Raw genomic sequence first — 16,663 nt, forward strand, 5'->3', positions numbered from 1 at the left:
CCTGGCCCGAGCATGGGTCCGCGTGATCTGGCGCTGCTGGCAAACCAACACCGCCTACAACCCCCAACCCCACGGAGGCGCCATGCAACTTCTTGCCGCCTGAGGTTGACCTAGGGAATCTCATGCCGGACTCCCCACGCGCGCCGGCTCCTGCCCGGCGGCATAGAGCGCGTCGATCTCCTCGGCGTAGCGCGCGATCACCCCACGCCGTCGGATCTTCAGGGTGGCGGTCAGCTCCTCGCCGCCGGGCTCCCACTCGTCGGCGACCACGCAATAGCGCTTGACCTGCTCGACTCGCGCGAGGTTCTCATTGGCCCGAGCCACCCCGGCGGCGATCTCCTCGGCGATCCGTGGATCGGTCGCCAACGCGGCCAGCGGCGCCGACGGAATCCCGTGGTCGGCGCAGTAGGCCGCCACCGCATCCGGATCAAGACGGAGCAGCGCGACGATGTACGGCCGCCCCTCCCCCACCGGGACCGCCGACGCAAGCAGCGGGTTGGCCTTGAGCAGCTCGCCCTGGATCAACGCCGGCGACATGTTCTTGCCCGCCGCATTGATGATCAGCTCCTTCTTGCGGTCGATGATCCGGTAGTAGCCCGCCTCGTCCTGGGCCACCACGTCACCGGTGTGCAGCCACCCCTCGGCGTCGATCGCCTCGGCGGTCTCGGCCGGCATGCCGCGGTAGCCCGCCATCACTCCGGGACCGCGGACCAGGAGCTCGCCATCGGCGGCCATGCGGACCTCCTGACCGCCCACAGGCACGCCGATGGTGCCGAAGCGGACCTGGCCGGGCGGGTTCGTCGTACACACCCCGGAGTTCTCCGAGAGGCCGTACGACTCCCCCAGCGGGATCCCGAGGCCGTGGAAGAACTCGACCAGCTCACGCTCGACGCGCGCGCCGCCGACGATCGCCGCCGTCATCCGATCCAGCCCGACCAGGCCCGCGATCTCGCGCAGCACCGCCTGCTGCTCGGCGTTCGCCGCCGGCTCACCCGCGCGGCAGCGCTCGATCGCGGCCGCGAGCGTGCTGTTCCACCGCTCACGACGGACGGCATTCGGCTCGGCGGCGATCGAGGCCTGGATGCGACTGCGCAGCTTCTCCCAGACCCGCGGAGGCGAGAAGAACAGGCTCGGCCGGACCCTCTTGATCCCGTCGAGCGTCTCCCCGTCGCCGAGCAGGTGCACCCGGAAGCCGCGCAGGATCTGACCGTAGTAGTCGAGGTTGCGCGCGGCGATGTGCGCCATCGGGAGGAAGGACAGGTGGTCCGCCCCGTACGGCAGGCCCATCTCGTCGATGTAGGTGCCGACCGCCCACAGGATGTTGCCGTGGGTGAGCTGGACGCCCTTGGAGGGCCCGGTCGTGCCGGAGGTGTAGATCATCGTCGCCAGATCGCTCGGCCCGACCGCGCGCCATGTGGCCTCGAAGTCGAGGTCGGCCGGTCGCCGTGCGGCAGCCTTCGCCCACGACCACGGCGAGGCCTCGTCCGCGTCGATGACGACGACCTCGGCGACCAGTCCCGAAGCCTGCTCGGCGCGCTCGGAGTAGGCCGTCTCGGTGATGAAGACACTGGCCTCGGAGTTGGTGAGCAGGTGCTCCACGAACGCCGCCGGTGCCGTGTTGTAGACCGAGACCGTGCGAGCGCCGAGGTGCAGTGCGGCCAGGTCGAACCAGTGGAACTCTGGCCGGCTGGAGAACATCAGTGCCACGCAGTCTCCGTGGCCGACCCCGAGGCCCGCCAGTACGCCGGCAGTCTCCTCGACGTGCTCGGCCCACTCCGCCCAGGTCACGTCGGCGAAGGCCCCGTCGAGCGAGTGGATCGCGGTTGCGTCACCGAACTGCGCGACCGCGCGCTGGAACTCGGCACACAGGCTCTGCACTTCACCGGGCACTGGCTGCTCCTAGCAATCCGCTTCCGAAGACGGCGTCGTGGTCCTCCACGGCCGTTACGTGTCGTTCGCTCATCGTCTGAGTCCGCTCGATCGGCTGCATCAGCGTAGGCGTCATGGTCCAGATCAGCCCGTGCACCAGATGGTTGGCGTAGTCGCGCCACGCCTCGTCGAAGTCAAGCCGCGGACCACCCTGGGCCGCGAGCACGTCGAGGTAGTGACGCAGCAGGTCGATCTCGCTGGCGCGTCGGTCCGCGACCGTCAGCGCACCGGAGACGAAGTAGGCCACGTCGTACGACCATGGGCCCAGGCCATAGCACTGCCAGTCGATGAAGCCGAGGCCACCGCCCGCGCGCAGATAGGTGTTGCCCACGTGCGCGTCGCCGTGCAGGAAGCAGTGCACGCGGGCGTCGTCGTGGGCCCACAGCCCACGGAAGACGCGCTTGAGCAGCTCCGGGTCGTCGAGCCGGTCGGGGTAGTGGGGTACCTCGGGCTGAGCGAAGTGCCGGTCCCAATAGTCCTGACGGAAGAAGAGCTTCGCGGCCTGACGGGTGATGCTCCCCACCCGCACGCCCGGCAACGTCTCCGGGGTCGCACCCCAGGTGACCGCATGCCACGTCGCCTGATGGGTCAGACCGTCCGCGACCTGGTCGGGCGTCAGCGCCTCTCCCGGGTCGACGAAGACGGCGCCCTGGGCGGCCAGGTCCTCCAGGATGATCAGGCCGGTACGGCCCTCGGCATCGGTCGCCGCGTAGTAGCTCCGCGGTGCCGAGGTCTCGAAGCGATGCCGGAGGTCACCGTAGAACAGCGCCTCGGTGAGGTGGATCGCATCGTCGGAGACGGCATCGAGACGCCGGTCCAGACCCGCCTTGACACACAGCTGACGCGGCAGCTCATCGGCGCCCGGGCCGGCATAGGTGACCTCGAGCATCACCTTGGTCGCCGCGCCCCAGATGATCCTGGTGGTCTCGAGCGAGGTCACCGTGATGCCAGGATGCTCGATCGAGAGCGCGTGGGCGAGCCAGGCCGGGGTGATCTCGTCCGGAGTGCTGGGCAGAGCACTCGAGGTGTCCAACATGGATCTTGGTCTCCTTCGGAGCACGCTCACGACGACGTGATTGACGTGGGGAACTGCCGTCTGACATAAATTGAGATGTGTAGGATCAATATAGGATCGGCGCCGATGCCGGTCAAGAGACGATCAGGCGGGAGCAGTGCCATGGCCATCGAGGAGCGGCTGGCCCGGCTCGAGGCGATCGAGGAGATCCGCGCCCTCAAGGCGCGGTATTGCGATGCCTGTGACCGTCAGCATGCTCCCGACCTCATCGCCGGCCTCTTCGCCGCCGACGGCATCTGGGAGACCGCCGATCTCGGCACCCACCAAGGACGCGACGCGATCCGCCGGGCGATGGTCGGGATCGGCGGACGGGTCCGTCGATCCCAACACAACGCCACGAATCTCGACCTGCGTCTCGATGCCGACCAGGCCTGGGGAAGCTGGCACTTCTCCGGCATGCTCGAGCCCGACGACGGGCCCGCTCGCCTGACCCTGGCCCGGTACGACGAGGAGTACCGGCGCGAAGACGGCCGGTGGTACATCCAGCGACTGACCGCGACCATCCTGGCGCGGTTCGCGCTGACACCGCTCACCGACTGAGGCACATCCGGGGCTCGTCGCACGCGGCGGTCAGATGCCCTGCGCCATCCCGAACGGCGTCCCGTCGCTCATCCGGTCACAGGTCTCGAACCAGCCGACACCGGGTGTGCCGTCGATGCTGACCTCGGCCAATTGCTCGACGATCCGCAGAATCTCCTCGCCCTTGCGATGACGCAACGGCAACCGACTCGTCGAACGGAAGGTCGCCGTGATCTCGCCCTCGGGGTGCGGGATGACAACCTTCACGCCGTCGGCGTAGAACGTGGGCCGAGCGCCGTACGTCGTCCTCACCCGCGCCTCCCGGATCACCTCCGGGCGCCCGTTGCGGACCGCGATGCCGGCGACGTCCGGCTGGCCGTCGTGCCACATCACCACGACGGAGAAGAGGTTGTCCCCATCCAACTGGCCGTAGGCCCAGCGCCAGCAGTCGATCGCCTGCCAGTTGCGCGGCCCCCAGGAGTGATCCCGGAAGCCGAAGCCGGCCATTTCGCGTGACTCGCCATCGATGGTGACACGTCCGTGCACGCGGGCGACGCCAGCGTAATGGTCCTTCGCGATGGCCTCGCCGCCGTGGTAGGTGCCGTCGGCCGAGGTCCGGTAGGCCGGCGCCACGTCGGTTGCCGCGAGCTCGAAACGGGTGTCGACCCGGGGCGAGGACCGCAGCGCGGCCCCCGGGTCGGCGAACGCCTCGCCCTTGGCCAGATGGCTCAGGGTGCCGTCGAAGGTGACCCTCCACTCCCCCGCTTCCCGGACGAAGTCGAGGGCCCCGGCGCGCCAGGCGTCGTTGCCGCTGATCGCCGGCCGGTCGAAGCCGACCAGGGCACTGCCGTCGTCCATCAGCCGCAGCGCGGTGACCTCGGCCCGCTGTTCGTTGACCCGGCGCCCGATCCGGAAGAGCGAACCACTGCGGCCGTCGGTCTCGACCAGGTGGAAGAACGCCGACTCGTTCCAGTCCGGCTCGGGACCGGGCTCGTGCAGCGCCTCGTCGGCCTCGGTGACGTTGAAGTACGGCGAGACCGGCGCGGCCGGCGCGGCCTCAGCCACCGGTGACCACGCTCGAGCGCTCACCGCGGCTGCCGACGATCTCGCGCCAGTCGTCGTCAGGCCCGATCAGCTCCTCCCCGGCACGGATCTGGCTGTAGTCGTACGGCTTGTCCAGGCCGAGGGGTCGCTCGCCGCGCTGGTGGCGGCGGGCGGCCTCCAGGACCAACCGGCGCATCCGGATGATCGCAAGGTCGGAGGTGCCGAGATGCTCGCGGGTGCGATCCTCGATCCGCCCCATGCTCTCCTGCACACCGAGATCCTCGACCTGGTTGCCGGTCATGCCGCTGAAGCTGAAGGCGTCTCCGTGCTTGGCGCGGTCCATCGAGTCGCGGTCCTGACGCCACATGTTGCCGGTGTGGAAGTCCATGTGGAAGTCGTCGTCGAGCTCACCGACGCCGGACCACTCCAGGATCTTCTTGCGATAGTCGGGCTCGATCGGCTCGCCGTCGATGCGGGCATGGATGAAGTAGAAGACGGTGTTGTAGTCGTCCACGGGCACGAAGACCTGCGAGAAGATCCAGCCGGGAGGGGCGGCGAAGAGGGCCCAGAAGGGCGCCACGAACTGCGTCGTACGGACGTAGCTCTTCTCCTGGCCCTCATCGAGCGCGCGCCGGATGGCGGCGTACTGGAAGCCATACGGGAGGTTCTGCACCTCGAGTTTCGGGGCGCCGTCGAGCAGCTGGAAGTTCAGCAGGCCGCCACCGCCGGTGTACTCGCCGCTGCCGGTGGCGAGGCGACGGTTGAGGTCGTTGTGCAGGAAGTTGGAGTGAGCGGCGTCGATCGCACCCTCGAGCGCCTGCGCCCAGTTGCAGCGTTGTGCGACGCGGATCGTGTAGATCTCCTCCGGCGCCCGCTCGGTCCAGTCGAAGGCCGGGAACTCGGGTTCGGTGCCCGGCTCGCCGAAGTAGGCCCAGACGATCCCGCCGGCCTCGCGGACCGGGTAGCCGATGTGCTTGATCTTGTCCTTGAAGGTGCTGTCGGCGGGCTCGGACGGGGTCTCGACGATCCTTCCCTCCCGATCCACGCGCCACCCGTGATAAAGGCACTGGAGGGCACAGTCCTCGTTGCGCGCCAGCGCCAGCGAGGCGCCGCGGTGCGGGCATGCCTCGTTGAGGACGCCGACCTTGCCCTCGGTGTCGCGGAACGCGACGTAGTTGCTACCGAACGCTCGTACGCGGCGCGGCGCACCGTCGGCGACCAGATCCTGCGAGAGGTACACCGGCGTCCAGTACTGGCGCATCAGCTGGCCCATCGGCGCGTCGCCCTCGATGCGGGTCAGTAGGTCGTTGTCTTCCTTGTTCAGCATGAGGAGTCCCATCCGATCACTGCGAGGCGGCACGCCCCGGCATTTCTGAATATTAGTGTCTCAGAACTATCGACGACAAGGGGTCCGGCGCGAAGGAGAGCACCCGAATCACCAGGCGACCGGCAGGGTCGTCAGCCCCCGGAGCTCGAAGCTCGTGTTCCAGGTGACGTCACCGCTCCGGCGCAGGTCCGGCGTCCGCTCGAGCAGACGAGCGAACGCGATCTGCGTCTCCAGGCGCGCGAGCGACTGACCGATGCAGACATGGACGCCGACCCCGAAGCCCAGGTGCCGCGTGGGGTTGCGCGCGACGTCGAAGACGTCGGGGTCCTCGAACTGCCGCGGGTCACGGTTCGCCGCCGGGATCAGGGGGATCACGGCCTCCCCTGCGCGAATGAGCTGACCATCGATCTCGACGTCGACCTTCGCCGTACGCCCGGTGAACTGGACCGGGCCGACGAGGCGCAGGCACTCCTTGACCGCCGACGCCATCAGCTCCGGCTCATCGCGCAGCCGGCTCCATTGATCGGGATGATCGAGCAGCAGATCGAGCCCGTTGCCGATCAGGTTCACCGTGGTGATATGGCCTGCCTCCATCATCAGATGGACGGTGTCGAGGGTCTCGCTCGCCGTCAGGCCGTCGGCCTGCTGGGAGGCGATCAGCGCACTGATCAGGTCCTCGCCCGGGTCTAGCCGCTTTCGGGCGATGATCTCTTCGACGAAGGCGCGCAGTTCTTCGCCATGGGACGCGGCGACGGCGAGCATCTCCGGGGTCGCGTTCGGGTCATGACCCGGGTCCTCACGATCGGCCAGCGCCAGAGCCAGGAACCGCTCCTGATCCACCTCGGGAACCCCGAGAAGCTCGGCGATCGCATACACCGGCAGCGGATAGGCGAAATCGGCGATCACGTCCATCGACGCGGCCCCGTCGAGGCGATCCAGGAGTCGGTCGGCGATCGCTTCGACCCGACCGGTCAGGCGCTGCAGCCCCGGCACCGAGAAGGCCCGCGCCGAGCCTCGGCGCAGACGCGTCTGCTCGGGAGGCTCGGTCGTGACCATCGTCGGCCCCGACCAGGGCTGATAGCGCGCACCCTCCTCCTTGCGCGTCACCATGTGTGGCTTGTCGATGTTGTACTGAGCGCAGGAGAACCTCTCCCGGTCACCCAGCACCGACGCCACGTCGTCGTACCGAGTGACGAACCAGAGTCCCCGCCGCTCGTTCCAGTGCACAGGCTCGCGCTCGCGCAGCTCGGCATACAGGGCGGCCAGGTCGATCAGGTACCGCGGATCCCAGGGGTCGAAGTCGGGACCGAAGACCGACTCGCGCTTCTCAACAGTCGACTGATTCACCCGCCACACCTCTTCTGCATCATGAGATGCACGTCACGCTAACCAAGCCTCGAAGCTATTGCAAGACAGTTCGTCGCAAATTAGTCGTAGAGCCGTTGCGGCCCCGGAATTTTTGAGTCAGACTCTCTCAATATGGACGAGCCCACGCCTGAATCGAACCTCCTCTCGCCCCTGAAGGTCGGCCCCCTCATCGCCCCGAACCGGGTCTTCCACGCCCCCTGCACGCGGCATCGCGCCGATGTCGACCAGGTGCCGACCGAGGTGATGGCGACCTACTACCGCCAGCGCGCAGGCGCCGGGCTCATCGTCTCCGAAGGCGTCAACCCCTCCCCGATGGGACGCGGGTACTACAACGTGCCCGCCCTCTACACCGAAGCTCACGAGCGCGGCTGGGCGCGGGTGGCCGACGCCGTGCACGAGGCTGACGGACGGATCTTCGCCCAAATCATGCACGTCGGACGGATCTCCTTCCCCGAGCTGCTGCCGGGTGCCGCCACCCCGATCGGCCCGTCCGCGGTGCGGCCCGACCCCGACTTCCGCGGGTACGCGATCCGCTGCCCCCGACACGGCCGCGCGTTCCCGACCCCCAAGGCGCTCGACACCGACGGCATCGCCCGCGAGATCGGCTTCTTCACCCAGGCCGCCGTGCGCGCCGTACGGGCCGGCCTGGACGGGATCGAGATCCATGCCGCGAGCGGCTACCTACCGATGCAGTTCCTGAGCTCCAACACCAACCAGCGCACCGACGCGTACGGCGGGACGCCCGAGAAGCGGACGCGGTTCCTGCTCGAGTGCCTCGAGCGGGCGGCCGATGCGATCGGCGCAGAACGGGTAGCCGTGAAGCTGGCCCCCACGTTCTGCTTCAACGACGTGCGTGACGAGGACAGCCGGTACCTCTACTCCTACCTGGCCGGAAGGCTCTCTGTCCTCGGGCTCGCGTTCGTCGAGGTCGCCGACTTCGGCGAGAGCCACTCCGAGCCGCGCCGCTACGACCCGATCGCCCTGGTCCGCGAGCACTACACCGGCACGCTGGTCGCCAATGGCGGGTTCACCCGGGACCGCGCCGAGAGGCTGCTCTCCTGCGGTGGCGCGGACGCGGTCAGCTTCGGTGCGTCGTACCTGGCCAATCCCGACCTACCCGAGCGGTTCCGCATCGGCGCCGGCCTCAACCGGCCGGAACGGGCCACCTTCTACGAGACCCCGGACGGCGACTTCTCGGTGGGTTACACCGACTATCCGACGCTGGCCACCGACCCGGCTCTCGCGGGCCGATCGGGGCTGATCGGGGCTGATCGCTGACTGACGGCCGGAGGACGGCGACGCCGGTGAGCTCGCGGCCCTCCGGCCGGGCGGAGGCTCTCAGGCCAAGGAGTCCGTGACCTCCTTCTGGCCGGGCGTGAAGGCCAGGTGCACGTTGTCCACGGTGTAGGTCAGCCCGATGATCTCGTGAGGCTCGACGCCGTCCACGAGGCGGAAGGAGGGCAGCCGACGGCGCAGCTCGGTGAAAGCGATCTTCAGCTCCAGCCGAGCCAGGTGGACGCCCACGCACCGGTGCGCGCCGAGAGCGAAGGCCAGATGCGGGCGCGCCTGGCGGTCGAACCTCACCTCGTCGGGCTCCTCGAAGTACTTCGGGTCCCGGTTCACCGCGATCAGCGGAGTGTGCACCCGCTCGCCCTTCGGTAGCACGACCCCGCCGACCTCCAGCTCGTCCGCCACCACGGTGCGGGTCGGCGTCGCCGGCGCGCACCACCTCAGCAGCTCCTCGATCGCCGGCTCGAGGCTCTCCGGGGTCTCGAACATCCGGTCCCACTGGTCCGGGTGCTGGGCCAGGTAGGCCATCGACTGCGCCAGCACGCTCTGGACGGTGTCCAGCCCGGCGAGAGTCATCGTGAGGAACAGGTCGAACAGCTCGAGGTCGGTCAGCTTCGAGCCGTCGACCTCGGCCAGCAGAGCGGCGCCCGTGACATCGTCTCGCGGCGCGGAGACGCGACGATCCGCGATGAGCGCGAGCATGTACTCCCGCATCTCGCCGTGCGCCTGGGCACGCGCGGCGTTGGTCTCCTCCACCGTGCCGCCGCTGACGCCGTGGAGGAGGTAGCCCACCCAGGTGTTCATCCGGCGCAGGTCTTCGAACGGCCAGCCCATGATGGTCAGCACGGTGATGCCGGGGAACGGCAGCGCGAAGCCGTCCACGAAGTCGCAGCGCCCGTCCTCGATCCAGCCGTCGATCAGCCGGTTTGCCCACTCGCGCAGGCCGTCCTCCAACAACGCCACACGCTCGGGAGAGAAGAACGGATCCAGGAGCGCCCTGAACTGACGGTGCCGCGGGCCGTCGATCTCGACTGGGATCATGCCCTCCGCCGCACCGGTGTCGTTGGCGCCGTCGGGGTTGTTCGGAAAGCTGACAACCCCCCGACCGCTGCGCCGCAGCACGGACGAGGCGTCGTCGTACCGGGTCAACACCCAGCATCCGTTGCGCGGCGAGAAGCTCACCGGCATCTCGCGACGGCGCTCGGCCATCTCCGCCAGATGCTCCTCGAAGGACACCGGGTTGTATGGGTTGTAGTCGCGAGCATGGCGAGCTCGCAGCTCCTCGATGCCGATTGAGGCGGTACCGGCAGTCGTGTCGTTGATGCTCACGAGATCTCCTGATGAGTGGACGATGGCGGGGACGCAGCTGTTGGGATGTCAGATCAGGAGAAGTCGGTGACGACCATGCGCGCGGTCATCGAGTCGCGGAGCTCGCCGTACCCCTCGTTGATCTCGCTCAGTGAGATCTCGCGGGTGATCAGGCCGTCCAGGTTCATCCGGCCCTGCAGGTACAGGGAGGCGTAGAGCGGGATGTCCCGCTTGAGATTGGAAGATCCCATCCACACGCCGTGGACGTGGATCTGGCGGGTGATCATGGTGACGTTCTCGAGGGACAGCGCCGCACCGCTGGCACCGAGCCCGATGAGGTACAGCCCGCCGCCGCGGGTCAACATCTCCACGCACTGGGCAGTCACCGGAGTCAGCCCCACGAAGTCGAAGACGTGCTCGGCCCCGACTCCGGTGATCCGATGCACCTCTGCCACCGGGTCGGTGATCAGGGAGTTGATCACGTGCGTGGCACCGAACGCCCGTGCCCGCTCCAGCTTCTCGTCCTCGACATCCACCACGATGATGGTGGCGGCCCCGGCGATCACCGCCCCGCTGACCGCATTGAGGCCGACTCCGCCGGCACCCACCACCACGACCGTCTCGCCGACCTGGACCTTGGCGGTGTTCAGCACCGCACCGGCGCCGGTGAGGACGCCGCATCCGATCAGGGCCGCGGGCGCGAAGGGCATCTCCGGCGGAACCACCGCCACCTGGTTCTCGTGGACGAGCGCCTGCTCCGCGAAGCCGCCCAGACCGTTCATCTGGGTGATGGCCTCGCCATCGGAGGAGAGCCGCGAAGGCTGGCCGGCCGTCCGCAACGTGGCTTCGTTGTTGAGGCACCGATGGGTGTTCCCGGAGAGGCACTGGACACAGGTGGTGCAGAACTGCAGAAGGCTGGCGACCACCCGGTCGCCGACCTTCACGTCGCTCACGCCAGGCCCGATGGCGCTCACGACTCCGGAGAGCTCGTGCCCCAGAACGATCGGGAACTCATAGCCCAGGCCCATGGTGGCGATGCTGTGATCGGAGTGGCAGAGCCCCGCCGCCTTGACGTCAATCAGCACCTCCCTGCCGACGGGCTCGGCGATGGCGACGTCACGGACCACGAAGTCCTTGCCCTGGGCCTCGACGATCGATGCCTTCATGCTTCTTCCTCTTCCTGTTCGGCGTTCGCTCCCCGACCCACGGAGTCGAGCGCGATGGCGTTCTGGTCTCGTTCAACAGCTGGGCGGCCGGGATGTGAGTGGCCGGGGACGACCAGGAGCGGAGCGAACGGCTCGCGCTCGGGGTAGACGTCGTCGAAGATGCTCGTTCCTGCGGCCGCGAGCCGAACATCGCTCACGGCCCAGGGCTGCTCCGGATCGATCAGCGCGACGTCGAGGGCGAAGGTGGCCAGCGTCAGCCGGGCTTGCGCATCGGGCGAGTCGGGATCGAGGACCGAGAGCACCCCTTGTCCGTCCTCGACGCTGATCCACGGATCAACCACTCTCACGAACAACATCCCGCCATGGGCCTCGAAGCGGACCTCTCCGGTGAACCGCCGCTCCGGCCACGCGGACCGCGCCAGACGGTCGGGCTCGAAGAGGAACACCCCCGACGGGCTCGGACTGGCGCCGCCACCGACGGTGCACTGCCCGTCGCGAGTGCTCGCGACATAGTCGAGAAAGCTGTCCTTGATGCCCCAATGCAAGCCAGGAGCCCGTTGCGGAACGTCCAGGCTCCTCGGCTGCTGGAGGTGCTTGCTCATGCTGCTCAGCTCTCTTCGGGAGTTGGCCCCACAATTAATTGATTTTAAGTCTCATAATTCGGCCACGGGAACCCTCCCCGCAAGGATCCCCAGACGCCCGGACGACGAGGACAGCGTCGGTCGAGGTCGGTCGAGGTCAGTCGACGGGCTGCGCCTCGAAGGTGACGTGGAGCTCGCTGAACTGGTGCAGACCCTCCACGCCGTTCTCCACCCCGATGCCACTCCACCGGGTTCCGCCTACCGGGATCGCGGGATCGGCGATCGAGTGGGTGTTGATGAAGACCGTTCCGGAGGCGAGGCGCGCAGCAACGGCGGCGACCGCAACCGGGTCCGATCCCCAGACCGAGGAGCCGAGACCATAGTGCGATTCGTTCACGTCGTTCAGCACCGCCTCGAGATCGTCGTACCCGATGATCGGCAGGACCGGGCCGAACTGCTCCTCCTGGACGATCCTGCTGTCCGGCGCCACGCCCACCAGCACCGTCGGCGGCAGGAAGTATCCGCGCCCCTCGAGCGGGGCGCCGCCCGAGAGTGCGGTGGCGCCGTTGGCGAGAGCGTCCTCGAGCAGTTCGATGACACGCTCGTACTGCGGGCGATTGTTGATCGGCCCGTAATCGCTGGCGTCGGCGATGCCGGGGCCGACGGTGGCCGCACGGGCCTTCGCGGCGATCATCTCGGCCACCGTGTCGCGGTGCCGGCTGGGCACGTAGACCCGCTTGATGCATCCACAAAGCTGCCCGTTGTTGGCGAACGCGAGCACGAAGATCTTCTCGGCCGCGTCGGCCAGGTCGACCTCCTCGAGCAGGATCGCCGGATCATTGCCGCCGAGCTCGAGCGTGATGCGCTTGAGGTCGTCGGCCGCGCTGCGGGCCACCGACTTCCCGGACTCCACCGAGCCGGTGAAGCTGACCTTGGCCGGCACCGGATGACCGGTCATCATCTTGCCGACGTCGTCGCCGCCCGAGACCACATTGACCACGCCGGCCGGGACGACCTCGGCGATCAGCTGACCCATGCGCAACGTCGACACCGGGGTATACGGCGAGGGCTTCAGCACTACGGTGTTGCCGCTGCGCAGGGCCGGGCCCAGTTTCCAGCAGGCAAGGACGATCGGGAAGTTCCATGGCGTGATGGCAGCCACGACCCCGAGAGGGCGTCGCTCGCTACGCACCGCGAGTCCGGGCAGTTGCCGCAGGGCACGCTCGGCCGGGACCTCGAGGTCCGCCATGTCGTCGAGCCACGTCGCGGCCAGCTGGATCTCGAAGCGAGCCTCGACTCGCGGCTTGCCCTGCTCCCGGGTGAGCATCTCCGACAGTTCGTCCTCGTGCAACCGCATCACGTCGGCGACGGCATGGATCGCCGCGATCCGGGCAGCCTCGTCCTCGGCCCAGGACGGCTGTGCCGCGGCCGCCGTCGTGAATGCCTCGTCCAACTGCTCGGCGGAGCACTCTGGGACTCGCGCCCAGGCCTCCTCGGTCGCGGGGTCGATGACGTCGGCGCACTCCTCGCTCGACACGGACTTGCCGTCGATCGTCATCTCGACGGTGAGCAACTCGGCCATGAGCCACCTCTCACGGGGCGTTGAATGCGGAGTCCCGGTTCGAGGCGGATCACTGGTTCGACTTGCTCGACAGCACCGGGCGCTTCTTTTGAAACTATGCGTGTCAGAATAGGGGACTGTGACCCAGACCGCAACGATTGGGGGCTGTGGTCGAGTCTGCCAGGTACCGGCACCCGCGCCATGGCGAGCTGGGGCCGGCCGAGAAATGCGCCCGCGATCGCCCGAAGGTCACACCGAGGCGCTACGCAGCCAAGGACCTCGTTCTGCCCGACATCGAGGCGTCTTGGACGAGTTCCTCGGTCCTAAGGACGACCTGAAGAACCCCCGGCGCCGCCACCGTTGAGCAAACGGTGCGTGAGACTCGACGCCCGAAATCGAAATCCCCTCCGGTATGCGTTTCCGCAGTTCAGAGGGGCTTTCCTTGGGTGGAGCTGAGGGGATTCGAACCCCTGGCCTTCTCATTGCGAAGGGATAGAGTGTTCGCATAGAGGACGATCCAGTTGTGAAAATGAGCGCTGAACAGGCAGGATCAGACTGGTATCTACAGATCCAGATGGCTACAAAGATGGCTACAGCAGGGGTGAGGACCACGAGGACCACGAGGACCACGAGGACCACGAGGACCACGAGGACCACGAGGCAGCGACGCGAGTACCGGACCGGGTCGATCTACCAGCGCGGCTCGGACGGCGTCTGGATCGGGACCATCGAGGTCGGCTGGTCGGCCACCGGCACTCGCCGGCGCGTGACCGTATCGGCCAAGACCCAGGCCGAGGTCAAGCGGAAGCTGCGGGCCAAGAGGGCCCAGATCGAGCAGGACGGCGCGCCGGTCGTCAGTGCGCGAACCACCGTCAAGGCCTGGGCCGAGGAGTGGCTGCGCCAGGCCGAGCGCACGATGCGACCGAGCTCGTTCGCCACCGCCCGATCTTCGGTCAACCTGTGGATCGTCCCGGTGATCGGACACAAGCGCTTCACCGACCTCACGCCGGCCGACGTCCGCGCCGTGGCCACTGCGCAGCGCAAGGCAGGGCGCTCGTCCTCGACCGAGCTGCGCACGCACTCGGTGCTCAGCACGATGCTCAAGGCGGCGATGGTCGAGGGGCACCCCGTACACCCCCGAGTCCTGGCTACCAGGCCACCGACCAAGGCCGTCAGCGACCGCGACGCGATGACCGTCGAGCAGGCCCTGGCGATCCTGCCGCACGCCGGCGAGCTGCACCACGGCTCCCGGTTCCTGGCCGCGCTGCTGCAGGGGATGCGCCAGGGTGAGTCGCTGGGGCTGACCTGGGACGAGGTCGACCTACGCGCCGGCTCCATCACGATCGCCTGGCAGCTGCGGCCGATCCCCTACCGCGACCACCGTCGCAAGGAGCTCGGCTTCCGGATCCCGGACGGGTACGAGGCCAGGCACCTCAAGGGCGCGCTCCACCTGGTGCGGCCCAAGTCCAAGGCCGGTTACCGGGTCATCCCGATCATCCCGGTGATGCACGAGGCGCTGGAGCGCTGGCAGAAGACCCAGGGCGAGCTGGTGCGGGCCAACCCTCACGGGCTCGTCTGGCCGAACCTGGACGGCTCCCCCACCTTCTACAAGGTCGACGACGAGGAGTGGTACGGGCTGCAGCAGGCCGCGGACGTCCAGCACCCCGCCGGCCGGCTCTTCACCATCCACGAAGCGCGACACACGACGGCCACCCTGCTGCTGGAATGCGGCGTCGACCCGGCCGTGATCGTCGCCATCATGGGCCACTCCTCCATTCTGACCACCCGGGGCTATCAGCACACGAACACCGAGATGGCTCGCCAAGCACTATCGGCGGTCGCTGACAGACTTGGCCTCGAGATGAAGGGTGGGCTCCAGTGACCTGTTCCGTGGCGGGCTGCGCTCAGCCCGCAGGCGCGTTCTCGAGCCGGCGGCGCAGGTAGGCGCGTTCAGCGGGATGCAGGTGGGCCAGGCGTACCTCGAGCATCGCCCGGTCCACCCACAGCTCCTCGGCGGCCTCGTCGAGGTCGTGCGCCCACGCGAGCGCCTCCCCCAGGTCTCGGATCTGGATCAGCCTCCGGGAGGCCGCCTGGTCGACCACGCACTCCTCCCGGCCCGCCCCGACTCCCTGGCAGGGCGCCCAGCCGCGGCTGATGTGCTCGAGCTCGTGCGCGATCGTCGAGCGGCGCTCGGCCTGCAGTAGGCCCTTGGCCATCGTGACGGTGTGCGCCTCGAAGTCGGTGACCGCGAGCACGCCGTCCGGCAGCCATGCGATATCGAGGGTGTAGTGCGCCAGAGCTCGGAACGCGCGCCACGGGTGGTACATGCGCGGCAGGCTGCCAGGTGCCACCGACAATCGGTGGTCAGCGCGCGGCTGTCACCCGTCACCGCCGTCGTCGGGATCCTGGCTGGCCTCGCCGGCCTCGTCCTGAGCACGCCGCAGCTGCTGGCCACGGGACGGCTTGCCGCCCTCGGTCCTGCGGGCAGCCTTCCTGCCTGCCGTGGTATCCCACAGGTCAGGGGTGGTGCCGGGTTGGTTGGCCGGACCCGGCGCCGGCATCTTGATGGCGGGGGTACTTCCTGCACCCTGCTCACCGTCCTCTCGTACGATCGTCTTGATGAGCTGTTCCAGTGCGACGCGCTGATCCCGGTTCAGCTGGTTCGCTTCTGCCGGTGGCTGCCACGGACCGAGTTCCCCTCTCGGCACCCCCGCGAGCTCGCGGAGGTCTGAGATGTTCAACTTCAGCCCCGCCGCCAGAGCTTGCAACTGCACCTCCGGCGGGCGCTTGGCGTGCTTGCCTGCCAGGTACCGCGACACCGTGCTCCGGTCGATGCTGAACCCCGCCCGACGAGCACGTTCGGCGATCGAGTCGATCGTGTCGGTGCCCTTGTGCTTCGCGAGGTACTCGCTCAACGCTGTCACGTTTACAACTCTCGTCTGACGAACTGTGCGGCTGCAACATCGCTTGTGCGCAGCTATGCACAAACTACAGCGTTGTAACGCGGTGGTCTCGCTCAGAATCACTACAGACGGGTTTGCGCATGTGCAGTTTCCTGTGCACAATGGTCGTAGGTTGTTGACAACCTGCAACACGAATCACTACAGTCCGGAGGACAGGATGAAACCCGATCAATGGAGGCTCACGGTGAAGCTCAAGTCGCACCGAGCGCTCGTTGAGTACATGCAGTTCCACCACATCGACTCGGCCTACGAGTTGGCGCGGCGCGCAGGCCTCAAGCCTGGCGTAGTCGGGCACCTCGTCGCACGGCGCCGGAACTCCTGCTCACTCGCCACGGCCCGCGCCATCGAGGAGGCACTTCAGTGCCCTCCGGGGTTCCTTTTCGAGCCTCGAATGTTGCAGGTTGCCGACACGCCCCGACGTCGCCAGAAGGTGCCGGCATGAACGCCGTAGAGACTCTGCCCGCCCGTGTCCTCGCGTGGGGCGGTGACGTTGTTCGCGAGGGCACGCTCACACGTCGTACCGACATCCCGG

General features: G+C 68.0%; 15 protein-coding genes and 1 tRNA gene. 4 read left to right on the forward strand and 12 right to left on the reverse strand.

Going from position 1 to position 16,663, the window contains the following annotated elements:
* Positions 1–120 precede the first annotated feature (120 nt).
* Together QM638_RS00980 and QM638_RS00985 are read right to left on the reverse strand one after the other, a co-directional pair.
* Positions 121–1,890, reverse strand: coding sequence for an AMP-dependent synthetase/ligase (locus tag QM638_RS00980; protein WP_415140060.1), 1,770 nt, complete (start codon positions 1,888–1,890; stop codon positions 121–123).
* Positions 1,880–2,965, reverse strand: coding sequence for a phosphotransferase (locus QM638_RS00985; protein WP_415140061.1), 1,086 nt, complete (start codon positions 2,963–2,965; stop codon positions 1,880–1,882). Before QM638_RS00985 ends, QM638_RS00980 begins: the two co-directional genes overlap by 11 nt.
* A 141-nt stretch (positions 2,966–3,106) precedes the next feature.
* Here QM638_RS00985 and QM638_RS00990 point away from each other — a divergent pair, with 141 nt between their 5' ends.
* Complete coding sequence (locus QM638_RS00990) at positions 3,107–3,544, forward strand: nuclear transport factor 2 family protein (RefSeq protein WP_415140062.1); 438 nt, start codon at positions 3,107–3,109, stop codon at positions 3,542–3,544.
* Between the two features lie 30 nt (positions 3,545–3,574).
* On the opposite strand, the gene QM638_RS00995 is transcribed toward QM638_RS00990, so the two are convergent.
* From QM638_RS00995 to QM638_RS01005, 3 genes are all read right to left on the reverse strand, one after another.
* A complete protein-coding gene (locus QM638_RS00995; protein WP_415140063.1) occupies positions 3,575–4,588 on the reverse strand; it encodes a hypothetical protein in 1,014 nt (337 codons plus the stop codon).
* Positions 4,581–5,894: a Rieske 2Fe-2S domain-containing protein gene (locus QM638_RS01000; RefSeq protein ID WP_415140064.1), complete on the reverse strand. Its 1,314-nt coding sequence runs from the start codon at positions 5,892–5,894 to the stop codon at positions 4,581–4,583. The genes QM638_RS00995 and QM638_RS01000 overlap by 8 nt, the downstream gene beginning before the upstream one ends.
* Positions 5,895–6,002: 108 nt before the next feature.
* Positions 6,003–7,241 (reverse strand): cytochrome P450, encoded by a 1,239-nt coding sequence (locus QM638_RS01005; protein ID WP_415140065.1) that lies wholly within the window; start codon positions 7,239–7,241, stop codon positions 6,003–6,005.
* A 132-nt stretch (positions 7,242–7,373) separates the two neighbouring features.
* Here QM638_RS01005 and QM638_RS01010 point away from each other — a divergent pair, with 132 nt between their 5' ends.
* A complete protein-coding gene (locus QM638_RS01010) occupies positions 7,374–8,540 on the forward strand; it encodes an alkene reductase (RefSeq protein WP_415140066.1) in 1,167 nt (388 codons plus the stop codon).
* A gap of 60 nt (positions 8,541–8,600) precedes the next feature.
* Here the strand turns inward: QM638_RS01010 and QM638_RS01015 are convergent, their stop codons facing one another.
* The 5 genes from QM638_RS01015 to QM638_RS01035 all read right to left on the reverse strand — a co-directional run bounded on the left by QM638_RS01015 (position 8,601) and on the right by QM638_RS01035 (position 13,740).
* A complete protein-coding gene (locus QM638_RS01015) occupies positions 8,601–9,881 on the reverse strand; it encodes a cytochrome P450 (protein WP_415140067.1) in 1,281 nt (426 codons plus the stop codon).
* 53 nt (positions 9,882–9,934) lie between these two features.
* Positions 9,935–11,026, reverse strand: a complete 1,092-nt coding sequence (locus QM638_RS01020) for a zinc-binding dehydrogenase (RefSeq protein WP_415140068.1) — start codon at positions 11,024–11,026, stop codon at positions 9,935–9,937.
* Positions 11,023–11,628 (reverse strand): HtaA domain-containing protein, encoded by a 606-nt coding sequence (locus QM638_RS01025; RefSeq protein ID WP_415140069.1) that lies wholly within the window; start codon positions 11,626–11,628, stop codon positions 11,023–11,025. Before QM638_RS01025 ends, QM638_RS01020 begins: the two co-directional genes overlap by 4 nt.
* A 136-nt stretch (positions 11,629–11,764) precedes the next feature.
* Complete coding sequence (locus tag QM638_RS01030) at positions 11,765–13,189, reverse strand: aldehyde dehydrogenase family protein (protein ID WP_415140070.1); 1,425 nt, start codon at positions 13,187–13,189, stop codon at positions 11,765–11,767.
* 426 nt (positions 13,190–13,615) lie between these two features.
* A tRNA-Ser gene (locus QM638_RS01035) sits at positions 13,616–13,740 on the reverse strand.
* Positions 13,741–13,934: 194 nt separating this feature from the next.
* On the opposite strand from QM638_RS01035, the gene QM638_RS01040 reads away from it, so the two are divergent.
* The gene (locus tag QM638_RS01040; RefSeq protein ID WP_415140071.1) at positions 13,935–15,050 is read left to right on the forward strand and encodes a tyrosine-type recombinase/integrase; all 1,116 of its coding nucleotides are present in this window, start codon (positions 13,935–13,937) and stop codon (positions 15,048–15,050) included.
* Between the two features lie 22 nt (positions 15,051–15,072).
* On the opposite strand, the gene QM638_RS01045 is transcribed toward QM638_RS01040, so the two are convergent.
* Both QM638_RS01045 and QM638_RS01050 read right to left on the reverse strand, forming a co-directional pair.
* Positions 15,073–15,495 (reverse strand): hypothetical protein, encoded by a 423-nt coding sequence (locus QM638_RS01045; protein WP_415140072.1) that lies wholly within the window; start codon positions 15,493–15,495, stop codon positions 15,073–15,075.
* 51 nt (positions 15,496–15,546) lie between these two features.
* A complete protein-coding gene (locus tag QM638_RS01050; RefSeq protein ID WP_415140073.1) occupies positions 15,547–16,092 on the reverse strand; it encodes a hypothetical protein in 546 nt (181 codons plus the stop codon).
* 259 nt (positions 16,093–16,351) lie between these two features.
* Here QM638_RS01050 and QM638_RS01055 point away from each other — a divergent pair, with 259 nt between their 5' ends.
* The gene (locus tag QM638_RS01055) at positions 16,352–16,573 is read left to right on the forward strand and encodes a helix-turn-helix domain-containing protein (protein WP_415140134.1); all 222 of its coding nucleotides are present in this window, start codon (positions 16,352–16,354) and stop codon (positions 16,571–16,573) included.
* Positions 16,574–16,663 lie beyond the last annotated feature (90 nt).

The organism is Nocardioides sp., from assembly GCF_047606145.1.
GTDB lineage: Bacteria > Actinomycetota > Actinomycetes > Propionibacteriales > Nocardioidaceae > Nocardioides.